Genomic DNA, 22,663 nt, shown 5'->3' with positions numbered 1-22,663 from the left:
GGAAGCAAAATGGTGTCGGGTTCCGAGATTTAACTGGTTGTGCAATTCTGTGGTGATGAACGCAAACGATTTTGAAAAATACGACGGCTTGATTTTTGACTGCGACGGCACACTGGCAGATTCGATGCCACTGCACTACGTCGCATGGCATGAAACGCTGCTTCGCTATGGTATCGAGTTCACCAACGACCGATTCTACTCGATGGGGGGAATGCCCAGCGCCGGGATCGTTCGGATCTTGGCCGAAGAGCAAAATGTGGTCGTTGATCCACCACGAGTTGCCGATGAAAAAGAGGCCGCGTTCACGGAATTAATCGTTCAGGTGCAGCCTAAAGTCGCTGTCTGCGAAATCGCACAGCAATTTCACCAAAAAAAGCCAATGGCGGTCGCCAGCGGCAGTGGACGAGACATCGTGCAGCGTCAGTTGGCGGCGCTCGGAATCTCCGATTTATTTGCCACGATCGTAGCGAGTGAAGATACCGAACGACATAAACCCGAACCCGACGTGTTTCTGGAAGCCGCGTCGCGATTGGGAGTCGATCCGACCCGATGTGTTGTCTTTGAAGATTCGCCCTTGGGCTTCCAAGCCGCCGATGCGGCAGGGATGGACTGGGTCGACGTCCGTTGAACCGATCGTTTGGGGCACCGATGTCGTTCATGATGGATCCGGCGGGCTCTTGATTAAGACCACGTCGTGAATTCGGCCGGTGTGTCGCCACCCCTCCGGCGGCCGGACGTGCTATGGTTTTCGAGCGACACACGCGCCCGAATCGCAGCCCTCTTGGTGCCTTTCCATCGATGATCGATCACGCTTCTCTTGACGTCACCTCGCTTGATGCCGGCAAACTTTTGCCAGGTGTCTCGATCCCTATGGTCGTTGGTGAGACTTCGATTCACGCCTTTCGGTCGTTTGAGTCTTTGCCGGTCGATGGTTTAAGCAAGGCTGCCCGGACCCGGCTTTATCGTTCGTTCGCCGACGTCGTACGCTCGCTTGAATTGATCCATGGCCACAAGCAGGCCTGTGGTCATCTCACGCTTCGCTCGTTTCACAATCGTGGCACGCCCGCCGAACCGTCGGCAACGCTTTGGATCGATCCGAATGCCGTTTATGACGTGCATGCCGGTGATCCCGATGCGATGTACCTGACCGAAGCAAGACTCAGTCATGGGCGGGCGGCGAAGCCGTCGGATGACTGGTATGCCTTGGGCGTAGTGCTCGCCGAAATCGCGCTCGGTACCTCCGCCGTTGCAACGATTTGGCAGTTAGGACGACAGGACGGCCAGTTTACAGAAAAGCTACTGAAGAACTTGAAACGCTCGCGCGGTAGTCGGGCGATTAAACGTACTGCGATCGAATTGATTCAGCGATCGCAGGCCGATGAAATCGACGCGGCAAAGATCGCCAACCGGATCGAGGGAGCTGACAAACACTCTCGTCTGGCATGGTGGTCGGCGCTGTTAAATGCGATCGGGTTGGTTGGGATCGTAGTCGGTGCGTACGCGGCGAAACAACAACAACACGAACACGAACAAACGCTCCAAGCGTTGGAAGGCGAGGTCGATCGCCTTGCCAAACGAATTGAAGTTCTAAAAGGCGAAGCGATCGCGCGGCAAGCGGCACCGTTACCGCCGCCTCAACCTGCCGTCGCACCACCGCCGATCGACCAGCAAGCTCAGGCACGTCGGCGATGGGTCGACCAAGTCGCCGGGCGTTCTCTCGGGGAAGCGATCGAACTTGCTATCGATGGCTCGCCCCAGGCATGGCGCACCCGTTTGGAAAATGTTTCCGTCATGCAAGGGCAACCGCAATGGCGAGCCTTTGATACAACGCTGCGGCTTCGTGTGCAGCGTCTGGTCGACGAACCCTGGGAGACATCTCACTATGACTTTGTCGTCGCAAGAATTGACGCATTGAATGAAGCTCATTCCCGCTGGTCGACATGGGCTCGCAGTTCCAAGTCGCTCGATCAAGTCAAAGAGCAGCACGCGTTGATGGCTTCCGGGCGAGTGAAAGATTTTCTTGGCGATTGGTTAGCCGAAGCGATCGAGATTCGCGACTTTGAATTGTCGGTTCGCGAAGTTCGCCAAGCGACCAAAGGTGAGCAAGAGAAACGATCTGGGCCGCATGTTGTCGGTTTTGAAACCTCCTCGATGTCTCTGTCCGAAAAGTGGACTTGGCCGGAGACAGCCGAGAGCGAGGCTCGGATCCGTTTGCCAGTCGACGAATTTCGAGCCGGGGATACACTGCGTTTTTGGCTGCAACAAGACGGCACGCTTTGGAATTCGACGGTCATCGATCATACGTTTAGTAGTCCGCTTTTGATCTGGCAGTTGGCTAAGGGATTACGGCTTGACGATAGCGCCAGCGAATACTCGGTCGCGTTGGAAACCGATCGGGCGTATGGGCCCCCGGTGAAGCTGGAACGAATCGTTAGCGGCAAGGCACGTCCGGCAACCGTGACGGATCAACCGCTAGGACAAAAAGTAATTGACCCGATTGATTCCTTGCCGCTTTAAACGGAGAGCGATTGCTAGGCAGGCCGACAAAACGTGTTTGGATCGATTGTGTGTATCGAATCTTTATTATTTGAGGTGTTCAATTCATGGACCGCGTCTTCAATCGATCTGTCGATCGTCAAAGCCGTTGGACGGCGGGTGGCTTCATCCTTGGTCGTGTCGCATTAATCCTGTGGGGCTGTTTGTCGGGCGCGACGGTTGCCTTTGGTCAAGTGGCAACGCAATCCGACTGGATGTCACTCGAAAGCAAACGGGAGACCGCATCGCGAAAACTTGACGAACGGGAACTCGCCAGGCGTTATCCCAACGGCAAAAGCTGGGCGGCAACGAAGGTACTTCGGCTACGTGGACTGGCGGTCAACGAGAACTGGGGAATCGAAGGTCGGACTCACGTGGTTTACACCAATCGATATTCCGGCAAAACAACTGTCCTGGACAATCGACTCGGCGACATCACGTTCGAGATCGAAGTGCTCGAAGCGTCTCAGCAGAGAATTGTTAGTGAAAAGCGACTGCGCGTTGCAGACTTTAGCGATGCCTCTCCGATTTTTAAAATTGGATTGGAACAACTTTTGGATGTCACCCGAGCCGCCGTCCCACCGGCGGATGTCGCGTACAAGTTGTTGGTCACGTACGGCAAAGTCGATCCTCGATACGAAAAAGCGTTGACGCGTTTGGCGGAGGTCAGCGGGTTTGATGTGGAGCGTTTGACGCAGATCGACGAAGCTCGGCTGGTCGAAGATCCCGCGCAGTACTCCGGCTGCACGTTCGAAGTCGTTTGGTCAAATGGTTTAGGAATAACAAAAGTCCGTCAAACGGCCGGACCGGTCACGGTGAAGCTTGACGACGTGCGTCGGTGGGCTCAAGCGGCCGATCCCTTGCTAGACTATTACGTCATGGAAAACGTCAATCGCCCCGTTAACGATGCGTGGAAAGTCGACGCGGGGAATGCCGGTTCGATGCTGGTCCATGGCGGCGGATCTTCCAGTGGTTCGATCCAACTACGCTACTTGCGCGATGCGATTTACGACGGAAAGGCCTGCCGGCAATTGGCGATCCAAAACGGTGACTTAGCATTGATGCTCGATCACAATGCGAAGAAGTACGACGCTCGGGTACGTGGCATTCAAGGGCGTGTCTTTTTCGGAAAAGATGACTACCTAATCTTGCAGGCCAACGGGACATGCGACATCAAAGCCGATGTTCGTAGTAAGAATCATCTATTGTTCGGAACAAAGTGGCAGCGGGATGTGCAAACCGACTTTCGCTATGAAGCCCAACGATTGAACGATCAGCCGGCGCGTTAGCCTGTTGCAGCCATTGTCGCTCTAGCGTTACTGAGCCAGTTTGAGGACAAGACTTTCGAGCAGGAAGCGGTCGAGTCCGTCGGAGCTGTGCGTGCCCTTTAAACGCAAGTCAGCATCGAGTAGCCACTCCAGCAGTTTGGCTGCTCGCTCGCGCTTCATTCGTTTCATATCCGCTGTTGCGCGACCAATTTCGAACGGTCGCATTCCGCCTTTGACGAGAGAGTCTTCCAGGTGTGGTTTTTTACCGGCACGTTCGGCGGCCAAGTGAATGGCGGTGGCCAGGCCGAGTTTGCGTAGCGAATACGCGATTTGTGGCAGTAGGGCGACCGGCGGCTGACCCCCAGAGATTAACTTGTCGAGTTGCAAAAGTGCTTCGGCAGCGTTGCCCGATGAAATCGCATCGGTAATTTGCCAAATCGTCTTGCCTTGCCATCCGGCGACAACGTCACGGACCAACTCTTCACCGATCGTTTCACCGGGCGGCTGGTAGCACGCAAGTTTGGCGATTTCGGTATCTAAAAATCCAACATCGTCGCCGAGCATTTCCACCAACGCGTCGGCAGCTTCGCCGGTCAATTTGGTTTGATGTCGGCCGGCGACAAATTCGGTCAAAAATTTACGACGTGATACGGCCGTCGCGCCGGTTTTTTTCCCCGTTTCCCCGCTACAGCAAATCAGTACGTGGGATTTGTCCAGGGCTTTGTAAACTTTGGTATTACTCGCGAGCGATTGAAGCTGCAAAATCAATCGTGCGACGCTGCCCGGTTTCGCCAAGTAAGCTTCGACTTCGGCCCGGTTCGACGACAGGAACGAATCGGCGTCACGAATCACGATGGCCCGTTTCTCGCCCATGTCGAATAACGAACCCGTCGAGAGTTCATCGTTGACATCGGACCAACGTGCGGTGTTGCCATCGAATTCCGTCACGTCGGAATCGCCAGCTAGCTTATTCGTCGCCCATCCCATCAATGTGCCGTCGCCGCCGAATAGGCCGGCAACAGAAAAGTCATGCGCATCGGCATCGCTGCTTTTGGTCAGGAAATCGAACGCGTGTACTTTGGACATGATGTTGACCAGGCGGTTGTTGTTTCCGAGTCCAAGGTGGCGCCAAGCTGTCGCACGAACCTTGCGGGGCTTATCGATTCAGTGAGCCGCGGGCCCAACGATGCCATCATCGCCCTTCGAGGCGCGTGGCTATCGCCATCGGCTCACTATTGTCGCCTTCCGCTCCGCGAAAGTAGCGTTCATCGGGCTTGGCATCCATCGATGGAAGGCCGTGGCGAAATCATAGACCGCGCCGCTGCGAAAACCCAGACCCTGAACGGGGAGGCTCTGGCGGGTGATGTCGATGTTCGATTTCAAATGTCACGATCCGATCGCTCACTTGCGTTTTCGTCTTTCGAGCCAACTGCCGTATTCCCAGCGATCTTTCCATTCGTTGAGATACGGTTGGTAGTCGGCGCGTTCGGTCCAGAACATCGGTCGGGGGTGCATCGGGTCGACGTCGCCTTCGGGGTAATCGCTTCCCGATTCGCTGGCATCGGTTTCCGCGAGCCACGCTTGAAGCTGTTTGACCATCCGCTGTTTTCGTTTGCGGTTTTCGGCGGAGACGTCGGTTGTTTCCGACGGATCCTCGACGAGGTGGTAAAGTTTAAAAGGGCCATCAGCCAACTGACGCGTTGAAATTTTCCAATCGTTGTCGACCATCGCGGCCATCTTCTTGTAGCGAAAGTAGAGGGCTGGAACTCGTCGAGGGGCTTGGTTCTCGCCGCCGAATAAGCGTGTCAAACTAGTGCCATCGGCCGGTCGGTTTGGAGTGGGATGTTGGGTATCGGCCAGTTCCAAAATCGTCGGCATCATGTCCATCACACTGGCCGGATAATTCGTCCGCCGCGGCTCGATCGTACCGGGCCATTCAATGATTCCCGGGACGCGCAAACCACCTTCATCGATCGTTCCCTTGTTGCCTTTCAAGCCGCCTGTGGTGTCAGGTGTGATCTTGGGCAAGCCGCCGTTGTCGCTGCAGTACCACAGGACGGTGTCCTTTTCGATGTTCAACCGGCGAAGGCTTTGGCGAAGTGTTCCGACACTGCGATCGAGCGCAACCAACTCTCCGTAGTGCTGCTTGGATTGTTCATCCAAATGTTCGAATGCTGATGCGTCTTCCTCGGAGGCTTTAAAAGGCGAATGAGGTGTGCCGTACCAGATCACAACAAAGAACGGTGCATCTTGTTTAGCGAGTTTGCCGATGTGATCGACCGCTTGTTCGACAACAACATCGGAGGAGTCACCGCGGTAGTCTTCGATTTGTCCGTTGCGGCTCATCAATGGATCGCGATCATAAAAATTGGTGACCGACAACCAGTACTGAAATCCGAAGGTGCCGGGATGAAACGGGTCGTGATCGAAGATTGGGACACCGGGGCCGCGCAATCCGTTGAGGTGCCATTTCCCGAAATGTGCGGTGTTGTAACCAGCATCGGCCAAGACTTTTGGCAGTACGGTTTCTTGGTGCCGGAGGGCGTAACCATGCTCGGGGACTCCGACGCGATAGCAGGAGCGGCCGGTGAGTACTGCCGCTCGCGTCGGGGAGCAGACCGGGGCACCGGCATAAAAACGATCGAATCGCAGTCCGTTGGCTGCCATCGCGTCGAGTTCCGGTGTTTTAAGCAAAGGGTGCCCGTTGTAACTCGTTTCTCCCCAACCTTGGTCATCCGCCATCACCAGGATCACGTTCGGTGGGGCGGCAGAGGTCGACATCATGGTGTTTAAAAAAAGGCACCCAGCGAAGACGGCGGTCGATCCAAATCGGGCGAGACGCGGAGGCGGAAGCATCATCATTGAGCCTGTGATGTGGAAGAGTGACGGGGGAGCAAACGGCAGCGAATAGAGCAGGGCAGGGGAGTGCCCGGAAAGACGCAGGTACGCCTGGTGCACCCGTGCGTCGCCGTCAAGCTGGCTTCATTGGCTTCGGTGACGCAGTGATTCGCTGGGAGGCAACGTCTTTCGCGAAGTCGCATCAAGCGGGCTTTCCAGATAGTTTATCCGCAGGAACGTCGGCGAGGGGCACTTAAGCGGAAAGGAAAGGAGGGATGGAAATCGTTGTCTTTTTCTTTCTTTGAAGCGACGAAACCCTGCAGTTTAATAGGGGTTCAATGCGATGTGACCGTGGTGAACGGCACCGCTTTCCCCGCCCTTGGACTCCATGCGATGAATTGCATGCAACTTCTTGAACGCCTGACTGGTATTGTGGTTTCGGCTTGCTGTTTTGCAGTGGTGATGGGGACCGTCGCGAAGGCTGACGACGGCGAATTGACCGTGGTAACGCTACGAACAGGGTATTTGATCGTTGAGGGACGCTACATACAGCCCCCTTATGTGATCGAGCACACTCAGGACACGATCACGATCAATGGCCAGGAGTTCGATCGCGACTATTTTCAAACCGCCGATGAGAAAGCAGCTGAGAAAGAAGCGGGGCAAAATACCGCCCAGCATCATCGTTCTCGCCAATTCTCTGACCGTGAGTTCGATGTGACTCCGGTTGCATTCGATGGCGGATCGGGGCGCCGAGAGTATCGTCGTGGCGAGCATGCCAATCGTAACCAATCGGATCGTCAAGTCGCTCGCGGCGAATCAACCGAGACGGCAGACGGCCAAGACGCCGATGGTGATCGCCGACGTGGTCGTGGAGGCTGGGGGAGTGGCCATCCATACGAAGGCCGCGGGTTCGGAGGTCCTTGGGGTGGTGGCCGTTTTGGCGGGGCACGAAGTTTCTATCACAATGGCGGCGGACAATCGCTGTATTCCGTCGCAAGCGATTTGCGGCAAGCGTCGATGGGGGGCATCGTTGCGATCTACCCCGAACACGAACCGTTGGTGCTCTACCCCAGTGGTGCGGGGTATCAGTTGCTTCAGTTGTTGACCGACCGGGCCAACATTTCGGCCGATCCGCCGGAAAGTTTGACGACGAATGAGGCCTCCATTTGGAGTCGTTTGGTGGCAGACTTTCGTCCTTCCGGGGACTTTACCGAACGGGCCGAACTTGACTTGCAACGGGTCGATGAAGCGGGCGCCGACGGCGAACGAACTTCGGCATCGGTCTTTTTGAGCGATCGTCTGGCGTATCCCCTTTCTCTGTTGGGGATGGTAGGCGTTGTGCTAGGGTTTGGTCACTTGCTGTCCAATCGGCCGACCGTTGACACCGAGACCCATGACGAAAAGAAAAGCCACAAGATCATCGTGCAGTCGCTGGTCATTATCGCTTTGTTCTCGATCGTCGATTTGGTCTGGACGTTGACGGCGTCCAATGCCGGCGCGATGAAAGAGCTCAATCCGCTAGGTAGTCAATTCATTAGCGATGCGCGACTACTGACGTTGTTTAAGTTGTCGGTCACCGGCATGTCGATCGGTATTCTCTACACCTTGCGTCGTAAACCGATCGCACACTTGGCATCGTGGTGGTGTTGTTTGCTGATGACCCTGCTGACCGCTCGCTGGGTTGTCTTTCAATCGATGTTTCTTTAAGGCCCGCTTATCGCATCGCCCGGCTTTGGCAATGCAGCAGATCCGTCTAGCCCCCGGCTGGGAAACCGATGGGGGCCGACTGCTGAGCCGCCGGCCCCAATTGTTGTACCGATCGATATTGCATGGAGATCGTAGCAAACGCTGGGCGACTGATCCTCATTTCAGATGTCGGCGGGACGCTAGCGAGTTCGGAAGCCCAAGATTCTTGCTCGCGGTGCCAAGCCGCTCGTCTGGATGGGCTGTTCTAGGAGATAACTGCCGGTGTTCCCTGCCTTGTCGATAGCGTCGATTCGCAGGTAGATCTGCCCCGGCAGTTTCGGATCTGCCGGCCAAACGTAGACACCGTTGTTTTGCAATCCGGCGGCGATCGTTGTCCATGGTCCAGCCAGCGAATCAGAAAACGCCAACGCGATTGGGCGAGTCGTTAGATGTTCGTCCGAGCAATCGTATTCGACCACTAGCGAACCGACGCGATCGCCCTCGCCATACCGCGCCGAGGTAATTCGAACAGAAGGCGGTGTTTGATCGACGAGGACGGCGATATCGGGTTTGTCACCGGCGAGCGGACTTGGACTGGCTAAGCCGTTGTTACCGAGCACCACGATGCGAAACGAGAACAAGCCTTCGCCTTTGGTAATGATGTCGAAGGGGCTTTGGCGGTCCGGGTCGGCACCCCATCGCTGCCACGTCCCACCACCGTCCAGGCTGCCATAGAGTTCAACTGATTCGACTCCGGTGGCGCCGACAGCTTCAAGTTCGTACTCCAAGCTGAATTGATTGGTTTCGCTGAAGCGATACGGTACCGAACGAGCCAGTTGGGCGAGGTCAAATTGACGTTGTTGTTCGCGTCCGGACGCTTCGGCTTTCTCAACACGGTGCCGACGTTCTTCGCTTCGTTCTGCCGCAGGCGCGGGGATCTGTTCCGGCGAGCCATTGATCGTCGTTTGATCGGATGGCTTCTCTGTTGGCGTGATAGGCTGCAGCGCTTTTTTGATCGTATCCGGCCGCTGGGGGGCATCGAGTGAGATCGACGGTTTGGCTAGCGAGTTCGCTGCTTCGGCATCCGGGGTCTGGATCCGTTCCACCGGCTGTGGCGAAACTTGCGGCGGATTCTGGCTGGGGGATGATGATCCAGAAGTATCGCTGGTATTGCCTGGCATGGGCTCTGCAGGTTCTTTCTCAGCGTTTGGAGGCGGCAGTACTTCGATGCCTTCCGGTGTGATCTTTGCCGATAGCCCACCCGGTGGCAGCTGCGCGAATTGGTCGGCGTCCGCGTTTACTTTCGCCGAGGTCGTTCCGGCGATCGGTGACATCCGCGACTGGGGCGAATCGAGTCGGCGTGTCCGAGCGTTTTGCGGGTCGGTACCGCGAAGTCCAAACCGATCCAAGCCAAACGTTTCTTGTCGAGTCGACGGCGGTTGTGTCGAAGGGCTTGCCCCGGTCGCGTCCTGCCATGTCGAAGGTGACTTCTGTTCGAAGACACGTTTGGGGACACTTTCGGGGCGAAGGCCGTTCGCATTGAAAGGCGAATTCGGCGAGGTGAATGTGGGTTGATTGGGCGGGCTTTGGATCGGCGGGCCAATTCGCAACTGCGGTGGATCACTTGGTCCGGCCGCCGTTTTGACCGGTGGCAAGCCGACCCCGGCAAGGCCTTTGCTCGGCAGGGTCGCGATTCGCGGACGGCGAAAGGTCTTGGATTGGACCGACGCATTGCCAAGGGAATCGAGCGCGGTGACATGCAGGACGATTTGTTTCCAGTCTTCTGACGGTTGGATTTTAAAATTGCCTTCCGTGTCGACAGAATCATTTTTCAGGGTGATCCATTGGCGGTTCACATCCGTCGCGTAGAGGATTCGTAGGGTCCCCAGTTGGCGTGGATCGTCCAAGACGAGTTGGGCCGAAAGGGTACCTTCCATGTTGGCTTCGCCAGTCAGGCCAATCGAGGGGCCGGTCGTGTCGATCACGATTTTCCGTTCCGCGGAAAGGCTAGCCCGATCGGCTTCGTCATCCGAGGTGATCGCGTGGGCGAACCAATGCTCTCCGTCCGTGCTCGCTTCAAAGTGCAGTTTCTCGACCGGAAGCGGTGATTCGGTCGCGATTTGCCAACTTTCCCCCTTGTCGGTAGAGACGTAAAGTTTCACGCTGCTGGCCGATGTTTGCCCATTGATGTGAAAGGGGATGTCGAACGAGCGAGAAGCGATGACAATAACGTCATCGTGCGAGCGCACGTCCTGTCCAACTGCGGTCGAGGCCTTCGCGCCAAGAAATAACGCGGCCAACAATGCGATCGTTCCCAGCGCAAGCTGATTGGCACGAGGGCCGCTTCGGTAGCGTGTGTCGGCGCATCGATCGATGCCTGCGGTCTGATTGCTGCACAAAGCGTCGGTCGTGAATCCCGTTGGCAGTCCGCAGGTTGGCGATCGGAAGCTCGCCGACAATGCGACATGAGTCTTGACGGAGTTTTGCCGCCTGCGATTGATCGATGGATCTGGGCCAATGACAGTCATCAAAATCGTCAAAGTCGAGTGAAATTGGTACACACCGTTTCTGTCGTCGGCAGCTTGAAGGGGCGATCTTGATTGCGATCGGCGGAAAAGACGGTGTCGCGAAGGTGACCGCCCGGAAAGAGTCGGCCTAAGCTGTCGGGCCAGTGAGTTAAGAAAACGAAAGACGTTCCAAGATGATTGAATACGAATACGACGTCGTGGTGATTGGCGCCGGGCATGCCGGAACCGAAGCCGCCGCGGCCGCCGCCCGCTTGGGCGCCAAAACAGCGTTGCTGACTACCAATTTGGATACCGTCGGGCAAATGTCCTGCAATCCCGCGATCGGCGGCGTTGCCAAGGGGCAAATTGTCCGCGAAGTCGACGCCTTGGGTGGGTTGATGGGGCGGGCGATCGATGCCACTGGGATACAGTTTCGTTTGCTCAATCGCCGCAAAGGCCCGGCGATGCACAGCCCTCGCGCGCAAGCCGACAAGAAGGCGTATCAACAATTCATCAAGCACGAGATCGAACTGCAGCCCGATCTTGATCTGCGGCAAGAAACCGTCGAAGACCTGCTGACCGAAACCACCCCCGACGGTGAGAAACTCGTCGGCGTACAAGTCCGTGGTGATGCGGTCTATCGCGCCCCGACCGTCGTGCTGACAACGGGGACGTTTCTGTCGGCGGTGATGCACACCGGCGATGCGAAAACCGCTGGCGGCCGAGCAGGCGAAGGGACAACGAGGGGAATCAGCGGTGCGCTTCAGCGATTGGGATTCGCGATCGATCGATTCAAGACCGGAACTCCGGCTCGATTGAATCGACGGACGATCGACTATCGATCACTAGAAGAACAACCCGGGGACGATCAACCTCAACCGTTTTCGTTTCTCAATGACACGATCGACATTCAGCAGGTCCCGTGTCATATCGCAATGACAAACCCAGCGGTCCATGATCTGATTCGAGCCAACTTGCATCGGGCGCCGATGTATAGCGGGCAGATCAATTCACGCGGACCGCGATATTGTCCATCGATCGAAGACAAAGTCGTTCGCTTTGCCGACAAAGACTCACATCAGTTGTTTCTCGAACCGGAAGGCCATCACACCGAAGAAATCTATGTGAACGGCATCTCGACCAGTCTGCCCAGAGATGTTCAGGATGCGATGTTTCGTCAGATCGAAGGCCTTCAGAATGCGCAGATCATGCGCTACGGGTATGCGGTCGAGTATGACTACTGTCCGCCGACTCAGTTGTGGCCGCACTTGGAGTCAAAGACAGTCCCTGGTTTGTTTTTGGCCGGACAAATCAACGGGACCACCGGTTACGAAGAAGCGGCGGGTCAAGGCTTGATCGCCGGGTTGAACGCCGCCCGCATTGTCGCCGGTAAATCGACTTGGGTGCCAACACGCGATCAAGCTTACATCGGCGTGTTAGTCGACGATTTAGTGACCAGCGGTACCGACGAGCCGTACCGGATGTTTACCAGCCGCGCGGAATTTCGATTGTTGCTGCGTCAAGACAACGCGGACCGGCGATTGACGGCCGACGCAGATCAGTTGGGCCTGATCGAGGCTACTCGCCGTGACGCTTTTCAGCAAAAGCTGAAAGACATCGCCAAGGCGATGGAGTTGCTTTCTGCGTCAAAGGTCAGCACCGCCAAGGGGGATGTCAAAGGAGATGTCTATTTGCGGCGTCCCGAAGTCGATTGGGAGGTGATGTGTTCGATCGTGCCCGAACTCGGGGCGATCGGGGCTCAAGCCGCCCAGCAAGTTGTCTTTGATATCAAGTACGAGGGCTACGTCAGTCGCCAGCGAGACGAGGTGGCTCGGCAGCAGCGGATGTTGAAGAAAAAGATCCCACAGACGTTCGACTACGCCACCATCACGGCAATGCGTGGCGAAGCTCGTGAAAAGCTCAGTTCGATCAGACCCGTGACACTCGACCAAGCCCAGCGGATCAGCGGAATCACGCCTGCTGATATCGCTCTTTTGTTGGCCTACCTCGAAGCACCCTCAAAATAGGCAACGGAGAAAGCGGGAGTGCAGCGGGCGAGCGAATCAGGTCGGCAGACGCCTCGGTTTCTCTATTGGTGTTCGCTAAACGCAGATTGTTCAATCGACGCAGATTAGTGGTTCAACTGCGAATCCTGGCTTTTTGAGCACTCAGTTGTCCAGGTGAAAGTTCATCTCTGTGGCTTGATCGCAGGTTGAATGGGCTCGGACTCGCTGTTCTGACTTGGCTAGAGATGGCGTTATGAGATGGCGTTATTGCGTACGCGATCGCTTCAATGGGTGGGGAGATGCCAGCACAGACCGTGTGGGAATGAACCACCTATCTTGACCCAGGTGCCGGAAACGGTAAGATTCGCTGGTCGGGCAATGCAGGCAAGCTTGAGGGTTTTGGAGTTTGCTGCTACTTACGTTTTTCGCACAATTTGCGGCGAAGTGCTCTTGTGCAGAAGCGTGGGGGTTTTGCTAAAAGACGCGTGTCGTGTTGGTCTAGTGACGAACACGGCTGTGCAGAATTTTGATTGGCACGGAAAGACGCGCGTGATGGGCGAGCTTTGTTGAAAGCAAACAGCCCACCGACTTACGCACAGGTTGGGAATAGGCTCGTCCAGCAGGGAGGATGGTTTCTGCGATGACCACGAAAACGGTCTTTACGACAGGCGAAGCGGCGAAGATTTGCAAAGTCAGTCAGCAAACGATCATTCGTTGCTTTGACAATGGCTCGCTGAAAGGCTTTCGCGTACCGGGAAGTAAGTTTCGACGGATTCCTCGTGAACAGCTTTATCTGTTCATGAAGGACAACGGAATTCCGACCGATGCGCTCGAGAGCGGCAAGAAAAAATTGTTGATCGTTGACGACGATCAAGACTTGGTCGAACTGATGAAGGAAGGGTTCGAACGCGACGGTCGATTCGATATTCGAACCGCCAACAACGGATTTGATGCCGGAATGGGCGTCAAGGAGTTCCGTCCCGACCTCGTCGTGCTCGACGTGATGCTTCCCGATATCAACGGTAAAGAAGTTTGCCAGCGAGTTCGAAGCGATCCGGCATTGGACATGGTCAAGATTTTGTGCATCTCAGGGATGGTGGAGCACAACAAGGTTGACGCGCTTAAAGCGGCCGGTGCAAACGATTTCATGCAAAAGCCATTTGCGATCGATGATTTGGTGCTTCGCTCGTGCGAGTTGTTGGAAATGGAACGTAGCGTTAGCTAGCGTTTTGTATCCAATCGGGAATTCGAGTTCGACGCATCAGCCTTGGGGCTCAACCGTAGCGGAAGCCGTCGAGGCATTCGGTAGTCGCATCGTCGCCTTGTGCTCCGCAAAAGTAGCGATGACTTACTCAGCTTTCACCGAGTGAAAGGCGACTATCGCTAAATAGACAAACCGCCAAGCCATTCGGTAACCGGCGAGTTCCGCTACCCAAGAATAGATGTCGCGTAAAACATTGCAGTGCCAACGACAATGGACGTGGTGAGCGTTCCAACACCAACGGAAGAGCCGATGATTTCGCAATCGACTCGAACGCACGGCTGGTGGGGGCTATTGCCGCCGATTGTTGATGACGAGTTTTCTGGGCAAGAGCAACACGATGGCTCACCAGATGCCCCGTCACGAAGATGGTGGTTACCGTTGTCCGATACGGCAATGACTGCAATGTCACTAGCGTTGTCGAATGAGCCTGATCAGGCAAGCCGATCGCTGGAGCGGCGTTTGATGAAGGCGATGGCGAGTGATCCGCCGCTGCTATTTTTCGCGATGTTGAACGCCCCGACTGGGGCTCTCGTCGCACTCTCTGAGCTGGCCGGTTGGTTTCTAACCGATGAATTTCATTCGCTTGTTTGCGACAACGAGTGGCTGTTGGCCGCTCCTCAATTGAACGATGCCCAACAGCGACAATGGTCCTGGCTAAAAGCCAAGTCGGTTCGCCGCGATCCCCAGACTTGGGGTGATGATTTAGGCGATTGGTTAAAGGTTCTGGGACCTGATCCGGCAGGCGTGTTTACAGATCGTCTGCCGCGTTTGATTTGGGATTTGGACGAACAGGACAATTCAGTCCAGGTTGCCGATGGCAGCCAATTGTTGCATCGACTGGCACAATCGGCGCGTCGGCAGCGGAATATCGAGAGTCAATTTTTAGCGTTTGCCGAAGAACAAAAACTCGCCTCGGCGAAGCAGCTTGCTTATGGCTTAAGTCACGAGATCAACAACCCGCTTGCAAACATTTCCGCCCGCGCCCAATCGCTTGCCCATCAAGAGGATGATCCAAGGCGCCGTGAGTCGCTCGAGCAGATCACTCGGCAGGTCTACCGGGCCCACGAGATGATCGCGGGGTTGATGTTTTACGCGAATCCGAGCGAGCCCGAATTTGAGCGAGTGGACTTGGCGGAGGTCGCTTCCGAAGCGTTCGAAGAGTTTCGAGCCCAGCTCGATTTGTCGAGTGCCGACTTAATTCTCCATCTTCCCGATGGGCCTGCCGAAGTCATTGCGGATCGTTTGATGATGCTCGAAGCATTGCGGGTGTTGCTTCGCAACGCGGTCGAAGCGGTTCAGGGACGGGGCACGATCGTGGTGTCACTCGGATTCGAATCTGGTGCAGCCAAAATCGGTGAAGAAGAATCGATCGAATCGCGGGCATGCTGGAATTTATCAGTTGCTGACAGCGGTCCCGGGCTGACCGAGGAGGCTCGACGACACGCGTTCGATCCCTACTACAGTGGTCGCGAGGCTGGCCGTGGTCTCGGACTTGGTCTCTGCCGGGCACTTCGAATTGCCGAATTGCATCAGGCTTCGATTTCGCTTTCAAGCGGTTTGGCGGGATGCGTGGCAACGCTTTTGGTTCCCGCGGCGGGGTGAGGATCGCTTCCTCACAAAGAAACGCAGGAATCTTGACCGCGAACGTCCTCTGTCTTTCGATGGCCTGGTCTTTCCAAGCCCTGGTCTTTCAAAGCCACAGTCTTTGGCGGATAATCGCGGCCAAGACCATTTAAACCAATTTCAGAGCTTAGGATTCATGCTCGATTCTGCATTTGAATTGCTTCGTCAGCAGGCTGAGGGAGAGAGATCGGCTGTCGAGATCGCTCAGCAGGCGATCGCCGCGATTGAATCATCGCAGCCTCAGCACAACGCTTACACCCATTTCGATGGTGATTTGGCATTGGCGACGGCGAAGGCGATTGACGAGAAACGTGCCGCCGGCAAACCACTCGGTCCGCTCGCCGGTGTCCCCGTTGCGGTCAAGGATGTGATTTGTACATCGGACATGCCGACGACCTGTTCATCGAAGATGCTGCGTGGGTTCCGGCCACCGTATGATGCGACCGTCGTCGAGCGATTGCGAGCGGCCGACGCGGTGATCGTTGGCAAGACCAACATGGATGAATTCGCGATGGGCGGCAGCACCGAAACCGGTGCCTTCGGCGTTACCAAAAACCCATGGGACGTGACGTTGACCCCCGGCGGCAGCAGCGGCGGAGCGACCGCGGCGGTGGCGGCTCAGACGGTACCGCTCAGTTTGGGAACCGACACCGGCGGCTCGATACGCCAGCCGAGCGCATTTTGCGGTGTGACGGGACTGAAGCCAACCTATGGTCGAGTCAGCCGGTATGGGTTGGTCGCCTTTGCCAGCAGCCTGGATCAGATCGGTCCGATCGCATGGAGTGCTAAAGAGTGCGCATTGCTGCTCAATACGATCGCCGGATATGAACAACGCGATTCGACGTCGCTCGATCGTGTTGTTCCCGATTATGTCACGGCGACGGATTCGAACGACTTGCGCGGTGTTCGCGTCGGCGTGCTTCGCGAGGCAATGACCGCCGATGGGGTCGACCCCGCGGTGCAAGCAGCGGTGGCACACGCGATCGGCGTGTTCGCCGAATTGGGGGCCGAAATTGTCGACGTGGATCTTCCCCACCGCGAGTACTGGGTGCCGACGTATTATGTAATCGCACCGAGTGAGGCGAGCAGCAATCTGTCGCGATATGACGGTGCCCACTACGGTCATCGTAGTGAAGACAGCGATAACCTAGAAGCGATGTACTGCAAAAGCCGAGCCGAAGGATTTGGTGCGGAAGTCAAGCGTCGCATCATGATCGGGACGTATGCGTTAAGCGAAGGCTACGCCGACCAGTACTACAACCAGGCGTTAAAAGTTCGTGGTTTGATCCGCGCCGACTATGACGCGGCCTTTTCACAGGTCGACGTGTTGTTGGGCCCCGTTACGCCGACGCCTGCATTCGAACTGGGGGCCAAAATTGACGACCCGATTCAAATGTACCTATGCGACCTATTCACCGTCGGCGCCAACTTAGCCGGGGTGCCTGCGATCTCACTGCCGGCCGGATTGACGGACGGTGGTCTGCCGGTCGGGATTCAGTTGCAAGCCCCCGCGCTCGAAGAATCGCGGCTCTTGTTCGCCGGAGCGGCATACCAGTCGGCGACGGACTATCACACCAAACGACCTCGCGGATAAGCCATGGCTGAGCTACCGACTACGACGATTATTGGACTGGAAGTCCACGTTCAACTGCGAACCCAAACAAAACTGTTCTGCGGTTGTAGCACCAAGTTTGGTGGACCGCCGAACACGCAGGTCTGCCCGGTTTGCTTGGGACTGCCGGGGGCGCTTCCGGTGATGAACGAACAGGCGATCGAACTGGCAATTCGAGCCGGACTAGCACTTCAGTGCGATATCCCGCCGATGACAAAGTGGGACCGAAAGCAATACTTCTATCCCGATTTGCCCAAGGGCTATCAGATCAGCCAATTCGATCTTCCGATCTGTGTCGACGGCGTGTTGGAGATCGACGACCCGGCCGATCCCGAAAAACATCGCAAGATTCATATCACCCGCGCCCACTTGGAGGAGGATGCCGGCAAGAGCATGCACGACGAAACGGCGGGTAGTGCCGACAGTCGCATCGATTTGAATCGCTGTGGGACTCCGCTGTTGGAAATCGTTAGTGAGCCGGATTTGCGAACCGCCGACGAGTGTTTGGCTTATCTGACCAAACTAAGAGAGACGATGGTGCACCTTGGTGTTTCTGATTGCGAAATGCAAGAAGGGTCACTTCGTGTCGATGCCAACGTCAACTTGGAAATCGATCGACATGGCGAAGTCATCCGCACACCGATCGTCGAAATCAAGAATATGAATAGCTTCCGGAACGTCGCCGCCGCGCTCGATTACGAAGTCAAACGGCAATACGTCGAGTGGGAAGACACCGGCTGGACGATCAAATCCAAAGGCAAACGGACTTTCGGTTGGGATGACGTCAAAGAGGTCACCTATCCGCAGCGTGAAAAAGAAGAGTCCGCCGACTACCGATACTTCCCCTGTCCCGATTTGTTGCCCGTTCGCATTCCGCGTGAACGTGTCGAAAGTATCCGTCAGTCGCTGGGAGAGACTCCCGGTGAGGCTCGTGAACGATTGCAGAAACAATACGGGATCAAAGCCTATGATGCCGACGTGATCGTTTCACAAGGTCGCGAAATGGTCGATTACTTTGACACCGTTGCCACGCATTGCGGGGATGGCAAGCGGGCGAGTAGTTGGATCCAACAAGACGTCTTGCGGACCTTGAAAGAACGCGACGAAAATATTGATTCCTTTCCTGTGCTCGCCGCCGACCTGGGGAACCTTCTCTCGCGCGTCGCGAAAGGTGAATTGCCAAACGATCGCGCCCGCGACGTGTTTAAACACCTGGTCGAAAAAGGCGGTACGATCGATCAAGCGATTGAAGCACTCGGGATCGAAGCGGTCGACGAATCCGAGATGGAAACACTGGTCAAACGTTTGCTCGACGCAAATCCTAAAGTCGTCGAAGACGTCAAGAGCGGTAATCAAAAGGCGATCGGACCGCTGATCGGCCAGGCAAAGAAGCATAACCCGAATGCCAACCCACAGACCGTGCGACAAATTGCCTTGCGGCTGATCGAACAGGCCCCGTAAAGATCGCCTAAACCGTAAGGTACGGTTCTAACAACGGAAGTCACCGCCGCGTGGGCTGCGAACATCAATCGCGGGCCTTGGTGTGGTCGATGGAAGTGAGGGGACTGGATGATGGTCGACTTTGACGGGTGAGGTCCGATGGCAGATGCGAAATCAACGCCGAAGCGTCCCGACGTTTTCTTTGTTGCAATTGTCGTCTCGATAGCGACCGTTTCGGTTTGGCTGCTCTTAATGCCGTTCTATCCGGCGATCGCTCGGATGACCATGCGTCGATTCCACTTGACGACAGACTCATTCGCGCTATGGGCGATTCAGGCTCCCGTGCCAGCGATGTACAACTTTGGCAACCAATACGAGATCAGCGATCTGCCAGACGGTTTGATCACACCGGTACTCGATTCGACGCGTCCGAGGTACATCAATCATTTTCCGACACGCTTGCTGACGTTCGCCAACGGTCGCTATTCGTTGTGTCATGAGGGGCGGCATTGCTACCTTACCGTTCGATCGTCTTATCGCGGCCAAACGCTCGAATCAAAAATCCTTGCCCGTCCGCTTGGCGAAGGACGCTACGAATGGATTCGGCAATCGTCAGAGTTCGTTGATCTCAGCGATCAGTCGCCGGACTTGCCTGAGCTAATCTTTCCAGAGGTGCTACAGTGATGTCCGCTTCTAGCGCCGACCAAGCACACTCTGAGCGACCAGCGAACGGTCATTCAAAGGAGAGCGATTCATCCGATCACAAGACGGCGTGTCGTGGAACCCAAAGCGACGCCACTGAGTCTGCCGACGCTCATTTGCCTCCTCCTGGTAGTGGCAAAGTTCTTGCGGCTTATCTGATCGTTCAGGCTACCCTGTTCATGGGGCTGGTTTGGAAATGGTCGTATTTTTATTTGGCCGATGAGGTCTATCACCGCTTTCCACTCGCGGACGCGTTCTTTCCTGAATTTCTGCAATCGGCGGACGTGGTTCGGAATGTCTACTTGGGAACGTTGGCCGGAATCGTCGTGGGGGTGTTTGGATTGACGCCCTGGTTGCGAACCGTAGCGGCGGCATTCACAACCGGATGCCTCGCGGTGCTGTTGATCCATCAAGCAAGCTACAATGATATGACATTTGCGACGAGCGCTTGGGCGTCGCTATGGGTGCTGTGGCTGACGACACGGATGTCACGTGACGACCCTTTTTCCCTGATGGGACGAGCGGCGTTTTTAGCACGTTTGATTGGATCGATGGTGCTGCTCGGCGGGGCGGTCGGGAAGTGGACGCCGGAGTACTGGTCCGGCGAGGTGTTCTACGACATCTATTTCGTCGACCGCGATTTTTGGGTGTTCAATTTGTTGCGCGACCACTCCCAAGTTGAGTCACTCAAATCGATGGCGATGTGGTACAGCCGAAAGGTAATCGTGGTCGAGACATTGGCCGGATTCGGGCTGTGGCTGCTGCCGCCAAAATGGGCGGCCGCGGTGGGCGTGACGATCTACTTTTCGATTGCTTTTTTTTCAAACCACCTGTTGTTCTCCGTTCTTTGGTGCATGGTCGGGTTGTCGGCGACAGGATTTTTAGTGAGTCGCCCGACTAAGACAGCGCAAAAAAATTAGCGACAACCTGATGTCACTCACATTCATCCGGGCGACAAAGAATGAATGTGAGAAAGACTTCAGATTGCCGCTAAAAAAGTCGGTCAATCGATCAAGGCGGACTTAACTCGCCTCGACTAACTGGAAGTTGATTTCGTTCTCACCGGAAACCACTTCGATCTCACTTGGTTCAAGTTTGACTTCGCCTTGCGGGCGTTTACCGTTCTTTTTCGGACGGACCAAACCGGGATCACCGGGTTTGCCTTTGGCGATTTCGAATCGAATTCGGTGTTTGCCGGTCAAAGCGCCCGGGACGTTGGGTAGGTAGAACGCTTCGTATTTTCCCTCGGCATTGGTGAGGGCAAGGGAAGGTCGCCCGCCACCGATCGGAATGAACTCGATACTGCCGTTTTTGACCGGTTCACCATCGATGGTCAAAACTCCTTCGATTTGCCCTAGTTCCGGCTGACTTGGGCCGCAGCCGGTGACGGTGAAGCCGGTTAAGGCAACGGCGAGTAACGTGAACGCTAGTTTTGATTTCATGGAATCGTTTGAGAATGGAATGGATTGAAGAGTTGAGGGTGGAATCCTCGGCGGGTTACTGGACCATGAAGCTCTGATCGAAGTTGTAATGATCTGCCCGGCCGTTGAGGGCGGTGAAGATATTGTCGAAGTCGATGCTATCGGTGATGAATCGCACCGACCCGTCGCCGAGTAAGAACATGACGCCGCCAGAGTGTTGTGAACGGAAGCCGTTGTGGAGGGTGTGCTCGCCGTTCTGTGTCCAGTTGCCCGAGTACAGACTGTTGTTGGGATAACGTGGGACGGTCACGTTCGCGGTTTTCCCGTGGTAAGCACTCCAGGCAAAGTGCATGGGGCGAGCTGCCCAGAAACCACCAGGTCCGCGACCGGGGCGGGAGTCTTCGCGGGTTCCATCGAAGTGTTGAAGTTCCGATCCATGCTCGCCGACCGCAATCGTGTTACTCAGGCCATCGAGGATGCTGGAGAAGCGTCGTTCGCGGAATTTGTTATTCAACATCGAGATATACCCGTCGTCCTGCAACCAACCCCACGACCAAGTTGCCTTTCCGGCGTAGTAACGATCCCAGGAGAACACGTTCGAACCTGGCGGGTTGTAGTATCCGACAGTCGCAACGTAGTCAGGAATCTGAACGTCGTAGCTATCCGGGGCGTCCGGATCAAAGTCACGCGTCGCTTGGCTGGTCTCTTGGAAGCGGTAGCGTTCCAAGGCACTTGAAGGGCAGTTGTAAGTCGGCACCTGTGTTTGACTCATCACCTCCCAGTTGCGGTTGGGATAGACCGAGTCTTCGCTAAAGTCGGTGCCGCTAAAATTCAATTTTTCGGCCGCCGCAGATTGTTCCAGTTGTGGAAGGATCACGGTCATCCATGAAGGTCCCGATGGCGGCGTCTGGCCCGCTATCAGGTCCGTGCGCAGGCCATGGTTGGCCGGCATCTGCTTGAACTGTGAGTGATAGTTGTGAATCGCAAGCCCGATCTGCTTCATGTTGTTGGAGCATTGCATGCGTCGCGCCGCTTCGCGAGCCGCTTGAACGGCCGGCAGTAATAGGCCGACCATGATGCCGATGATCGCGATCACGACTAAAAGTTCGACCAACGTGAATGCGGGTCGTGTTTGCCGACCACGGGCCGAACGTTTTTTGTCGGCAGAGGTTGCCATCGGAGTGACTTGTGGGGGGATGTTTTGATCCATCTTAAATGTTCGCTGAATTTCCCGAGTCGTAAGAATGAAAACAAATCAGCAGTCGAGTCGTGCACCGCAACGTCTGGGCGTTCAACGTACAAGCGTTCTCGTGCGACGCGTTCGACGCTGATGAAACGATGAATGAACTGACCGGAAACCGTGGGACAGTTCACTGGCTGACGAGGGTCGACCTACGCGAACGTGGTGCCAATGGCCGGTGTTTTCATCAAAACGTTTGTGCCGATGCGTCGCCAATCTCTCAATGGAAAAACGTTTCACTTCAACTGGCGATAAGTCAGATTGGTTTTGCTTAGCGATTTTGGAATCGTTCTTTTTTTGCTGATGATTGCGGAACCCGAGCCCACCAAAGGTGTTCGGTCGCTGCGCAATTGCCGCCTCGACAATGGGCAGGGTGCCTAAGACATAGGCCGATTCGATTCTTTAGCAGGGTGTGCTGTTCCCCAAAGTGCTGTTCTGGCAACGGCTTAGGGTGTCATGGCCACAATCGATGGTTTAGCCAGCGGTTGCACAACGAATGGTTCATCGATGCACCTTGA

At 55.8% G+C, this 22,663-nt stretch carries 16 protein-coding genes; 11 read left to right on the top strand and 5 right to left on the bottom strand.

What is annotated here, in order from left to right:
- The first annotated feature begins 55 nt into the window (after positions 1–55).
- The 3 genes from FYC48_RS16940 to FYC48_RS16930 all read left to right on the top strand — a co-directional run bounded on the left by FYC48_RS16940 (position 56) and on the right by FYC48_RS16930 (position 3,824).
- Positions 56–628, top strand: a complete 573-nt coding sequence (locus tag FYC48_RS16940) for an HAD family hydrolase (protein ID WP_149497915.1) — start codon at positions 56–58, stop codon at positions 626–628.
- A gap of 170 nt (positions 629–798) precedes the next feature.
- Complete coding sequence (locus FYC48_RS16935) at positions 799–2,517, top strand: hypothetical protein (protein ID WP_149497914.1); 1,719 nt, start codon at positions 799–801, stop codon at positions 2,515–2,517.
- Between the two features lie 86 nt (positions 2,518–2,603).
- Complete coding sequence (locus tag FYC48_RS16930; protein ID WP_149497913.1) at positions 2,604–3,824, top strand: hypothetical protein; 1,221 nt, start codon at positions 2,604–2,606, stop codon at positions 3,822–3,824.
- A gap of 27 nt (positions 3,825–3,851) precedes the next feature.
- Here the strand turns inward: FYC48_RS16930 and holA are convergent, their stop codons facing one another.
- A complete protein-coding gene (gene holA / locus FYC48_RS16925) occupies positions 3,852–4,889 on the bottom strand; it encodes a DNA polymerase III subunit delta (protein ID WP_149497912.1) in 1,038 nt (345 codons plus the stop codon).
- A 315-nt stretch (positions 4,890–5,204) separates the two neighbouring features.
- Positions 5,205–6,587: a sulfatase-like hydrolase/transferase gene (locus FYC48_RS16920; RefSeq protein WP_200836629.1), complete on the bottom strand. Its 1,383-nt coding sequence runs from the start codon at positions 6,585–6,587 to the stop codon at positions 5,205–5,207.
- A gap of 456 nt (positions 6,588–7,043) precedes the next feature.
- Here FYC48_RS16920 and FYC48_RS16915 point away from each other — a divergent pair, with 456 nt between their 5' ends.
- Entirely contained in the window at positions 7,044–8,351 is a 1,308-nt protein-coding gene (locus FYC48_RS16915; RefSeq protein ID WP_149497911.1) for a DUF5658 family protein, read from the top strand.
- Positions 8,352–8,530: 179 nt separating this feature from the next.
- Here the strand turns inward: FYC48_RS16915 and FYC48_RS16910 are convergent, their stop codons facing one another.
- On the bottom strand, positions 8,531–10,858 hold the full coding sequence (locus FYC48_RS16910; protein ID WP_149497910.1) for a hypothetical protein: 2,328 nt from the start codon (positions 10,856–10,858) through the stop codon (positions 8,531–8,533).
- A 173-nt stretch (positions 10,859–11,031) separates the two neighbouring features.
- Between FYC48_RS16910 and mnmG the strand changes: the two genes are divergently transcribed.
- The 7 genes from mnmG (at position 11,032) to FYC48_RS16875 (ending at position 20,404) form a co-directional block, all read left to right on the top strand.
- On the top strand, positions 11,032–12,864 hold the full coding sequence (gene mnmG, locus FYC48_RS16905; RefSeq protein WP_149497909.1) for a tRNA uridine-5-carboxymethylaminomethyl(34) synthesis enzyme MnmG: 1,833 nt from the start codon (positions 11,032–11,034) through the stop codon (positions 12,862–12,864).
- A 619-nt stretch (positions 12,865–13,483) separates the two neighbouring features.
- A complete protein-coding gene (locus FYC48_RS16900) occupies positions 13,484–14,068 on the top strand; it encodes a response regulator (protein ID WP_198953774.1) in 585 nt (194 codons plus the stop codon).
- A gap of 288 nt (positions 14,069–14,356) precedes the next feature.
- Positions 14,357–15,709 carry a sensor histidine kinase gene (locus FYC48_RS16895; RefSeq protein WP_160149585.1) on the top strand — a complete coding sequence of 451 codons (1,353 nt, stop codon included), beginning with the start codon at positions 14,357–14,359 and terminating at the stop codon, positions 15,707–15,709.
- 157 nt (positions 15,710–15,866) lie between these two features.
- Positions 15,867–17,324 carry an Asp-tRNA(Asn)/Glu-tRNA(Gln) amidotransferase subunit GatA gene (gene gatA / locus FYC48_RS16890; protein WP_149497907.1) on the top strand — a complete coding sequence of 486 codons (1,458 nt, stop codon included), beginning with the start codon at positions 15,867–15,869 and terminating at the stop codon, positions 17,322–17,324.
- A gap of 3 nt (positions 17,325–17,327) precedes the next feature.
- Entirely contained in the window at positions 17,328–18,803 is a 1,476-nt protein-coding gene (gene gatB / locus FYC48_RS16885) for an Asp-tRNA(Asn)/Glu-tRNA(Gln) amidotransferase subunit GatB (protein WP_149497906.1), read from the top strand.
- A 138-nt stretch (positions 18,804–18,941) separates the two neighbouring features.
- Positions 18,942–19,466 (top strand): hypothetical protein, encoded by a 525-nt coding sequence (locus tag FYC48_RS16880; RefSeq protein ID WP_149497905.1) that lies wholly within the window; start codon positions 18,942–18,944, stop codon positions 19,464–19,466.
- Positions 19,466–20,404, top strand: a complete 939-nt coding sequence (locus tag FYC48_RS16875) for a hypothetical protein (RefSeq protein WP_149497904.1) — start codon at positions 19,466–19,468, stop codon at positions 20,402–20,404. The genes FYC48_RS16880 and FYC48_RS16875 overlap by 1 nt, the downstream gene beginning before the upstream one ends.
- Before the next feature lie 102 nt (positions 20,405–20,506).
- On the opposite strand, the gene FYC48_RS16870 is transcribed toward FYC48_RS16875, so the two are convergent.
- A complete protein-coding gene (locus tag FYC48_RS16870) occupies positions 20,507–20,926 on the bottom strand; it encodes a carboxypeptidase regulatory-like domain-containing protein (protein WP_149497903.1) in 420 nt (139 codons plus the stop codon).
- A 55-nt stretch (positions 20,927–20,981) separates the two neighbouring features.
- The gene (locus FYC48_RS16865; RefSeq protein ID WP_149498196.1) at positions 20,982–22,082 is read right to left on the bottom strand and encodes a DUF1559 family PulG-like putative transporter; all 1,101 of its coding nucleotides are present in this window, start codon (positions 22,080–22,082) and stop codon (positions 20,982–20,984) included.
- Positions 22,083–22,663: the final 581 nt, after the last annotated feature.

Origin of the sequence: Roseiconus lacunae (genome assembly GCF_008312935.1) — a bacterium.
Classification (GTDB): domain Bacteria; phylum Planctomycetota; class Planctomycetia; order Pirellulales; family Pirellulaceae; genus Stieleria; species Stieleria lacunae.
The sequence above is the reverse complement of the archived record's forward strand: the minus strand, read 5'-3'. Positions and strand labels throughout refer to the sequence as shown.

Coding starts and splice junctions, on each gene's coding strand:
- FYC48_RS16940 (WP_149497915.1), top strand. CDS start 56: ATGAACGCAAACGATTTTGAAAAATACGACGGCTTGATTTTTGACTGC.
- FYC48_RS16935 (WP_149497914.1), top strand. CDS start 799: ATGATCGATCACGCTTCTCTTGACGTCACCTCGCTTGATGCCGGCAAA.
- FYC48_RS16930 (WP_149497913.1), top strand. CDS start 2,604: ATGGACCGCGTCTTCAATCGATCTGTCGATCGTCAAAGCCGTTGGACG.
- holA (WP_149497912.1), bottom strand. CDS start 4,889: ATGTCCAAAGTACACGCGTTCGATTTCCTGACCAAAAGCAGCGATGCC.
- FYC48_RS16920 (WP_200836629.1), bottom strand. CDS start 6,587: ATGATGTCGACCTCTGCCGCCCCACCGAACGTGATCCTGGTGATGGCG.
- FYC48_RS16915 (WP_149497911.1), top strand. CDS start 7,044: ATGCAACTTCTTGAACGCCTGACTGGTATTGTGGTTTCGGCTTGCTGT.
- FYC48_RS16910 (WP_149497910.1), bottom strand. CDS start 10,858: ATGACTGTCATTGGCCCAGATCCATCGATCAATCGCAGGCGGCAAAAC.
- mnmG (WP_149497909.1), top strand. CDS start 11,032: ATGATTGAATACGAATACGACGTCGTGGTGATTGGCGCCGGGCATGCC.
- FYC48_RS16900 (WP_198953774.1), top strand. CDS start 13,484: ATGACCACGAAAACGGTCTTTACGACAGGCGAAGCGGCGAAGATTTGC.
- FYC48_RS16895 (WP_160149585.1), top strand. CDS start 14,357: ATGATTTCGCAATCGACTCGAACGCACGGCTGGTGGGGGCTATTGCCG.
- gatA (WP_149497907.1), top strand. CDS start 15,867: ATGCTCGATTCTGCATTTGAATTGCTTCGTCAGCAGGCTGAGGGAGAG.
- gatB (WP_149497906.1), top strand. CDS start 17,328: ATGGCTGAGCTACCGACTACGACGATTATTGGACTGGAAGTCCACGTT.
- FYC48_RS16880 (WP_149497905.1), top strand. CDS start 18,942: ATGGCAGATGCGAAATCAACGCCGAAGCGTCCCGACGTTTTCTTTGTT.
- FYC48_RS16875 (WP_149497904.1), top strand. CDS start 19,466: ATGTCCGCTTCTAGCGCCGACCAAGCACACTCTGAGCGACCAGCGAAC.
- FYC48_RS16870 (WP_149497903.1), bottom strand. CDS start 20,926: ATGAAATCAAAACTAGCGTTCACGTTACTCGCCGTTGCCTTAACCGGC.
- FYC48_RS16865 (WP_149498196.1), bottom strand. CDS start 22,082: ATGGCAACCTCTGCCGACAAAAAACGTTCGGCCCGTGGTCGGCAAACA.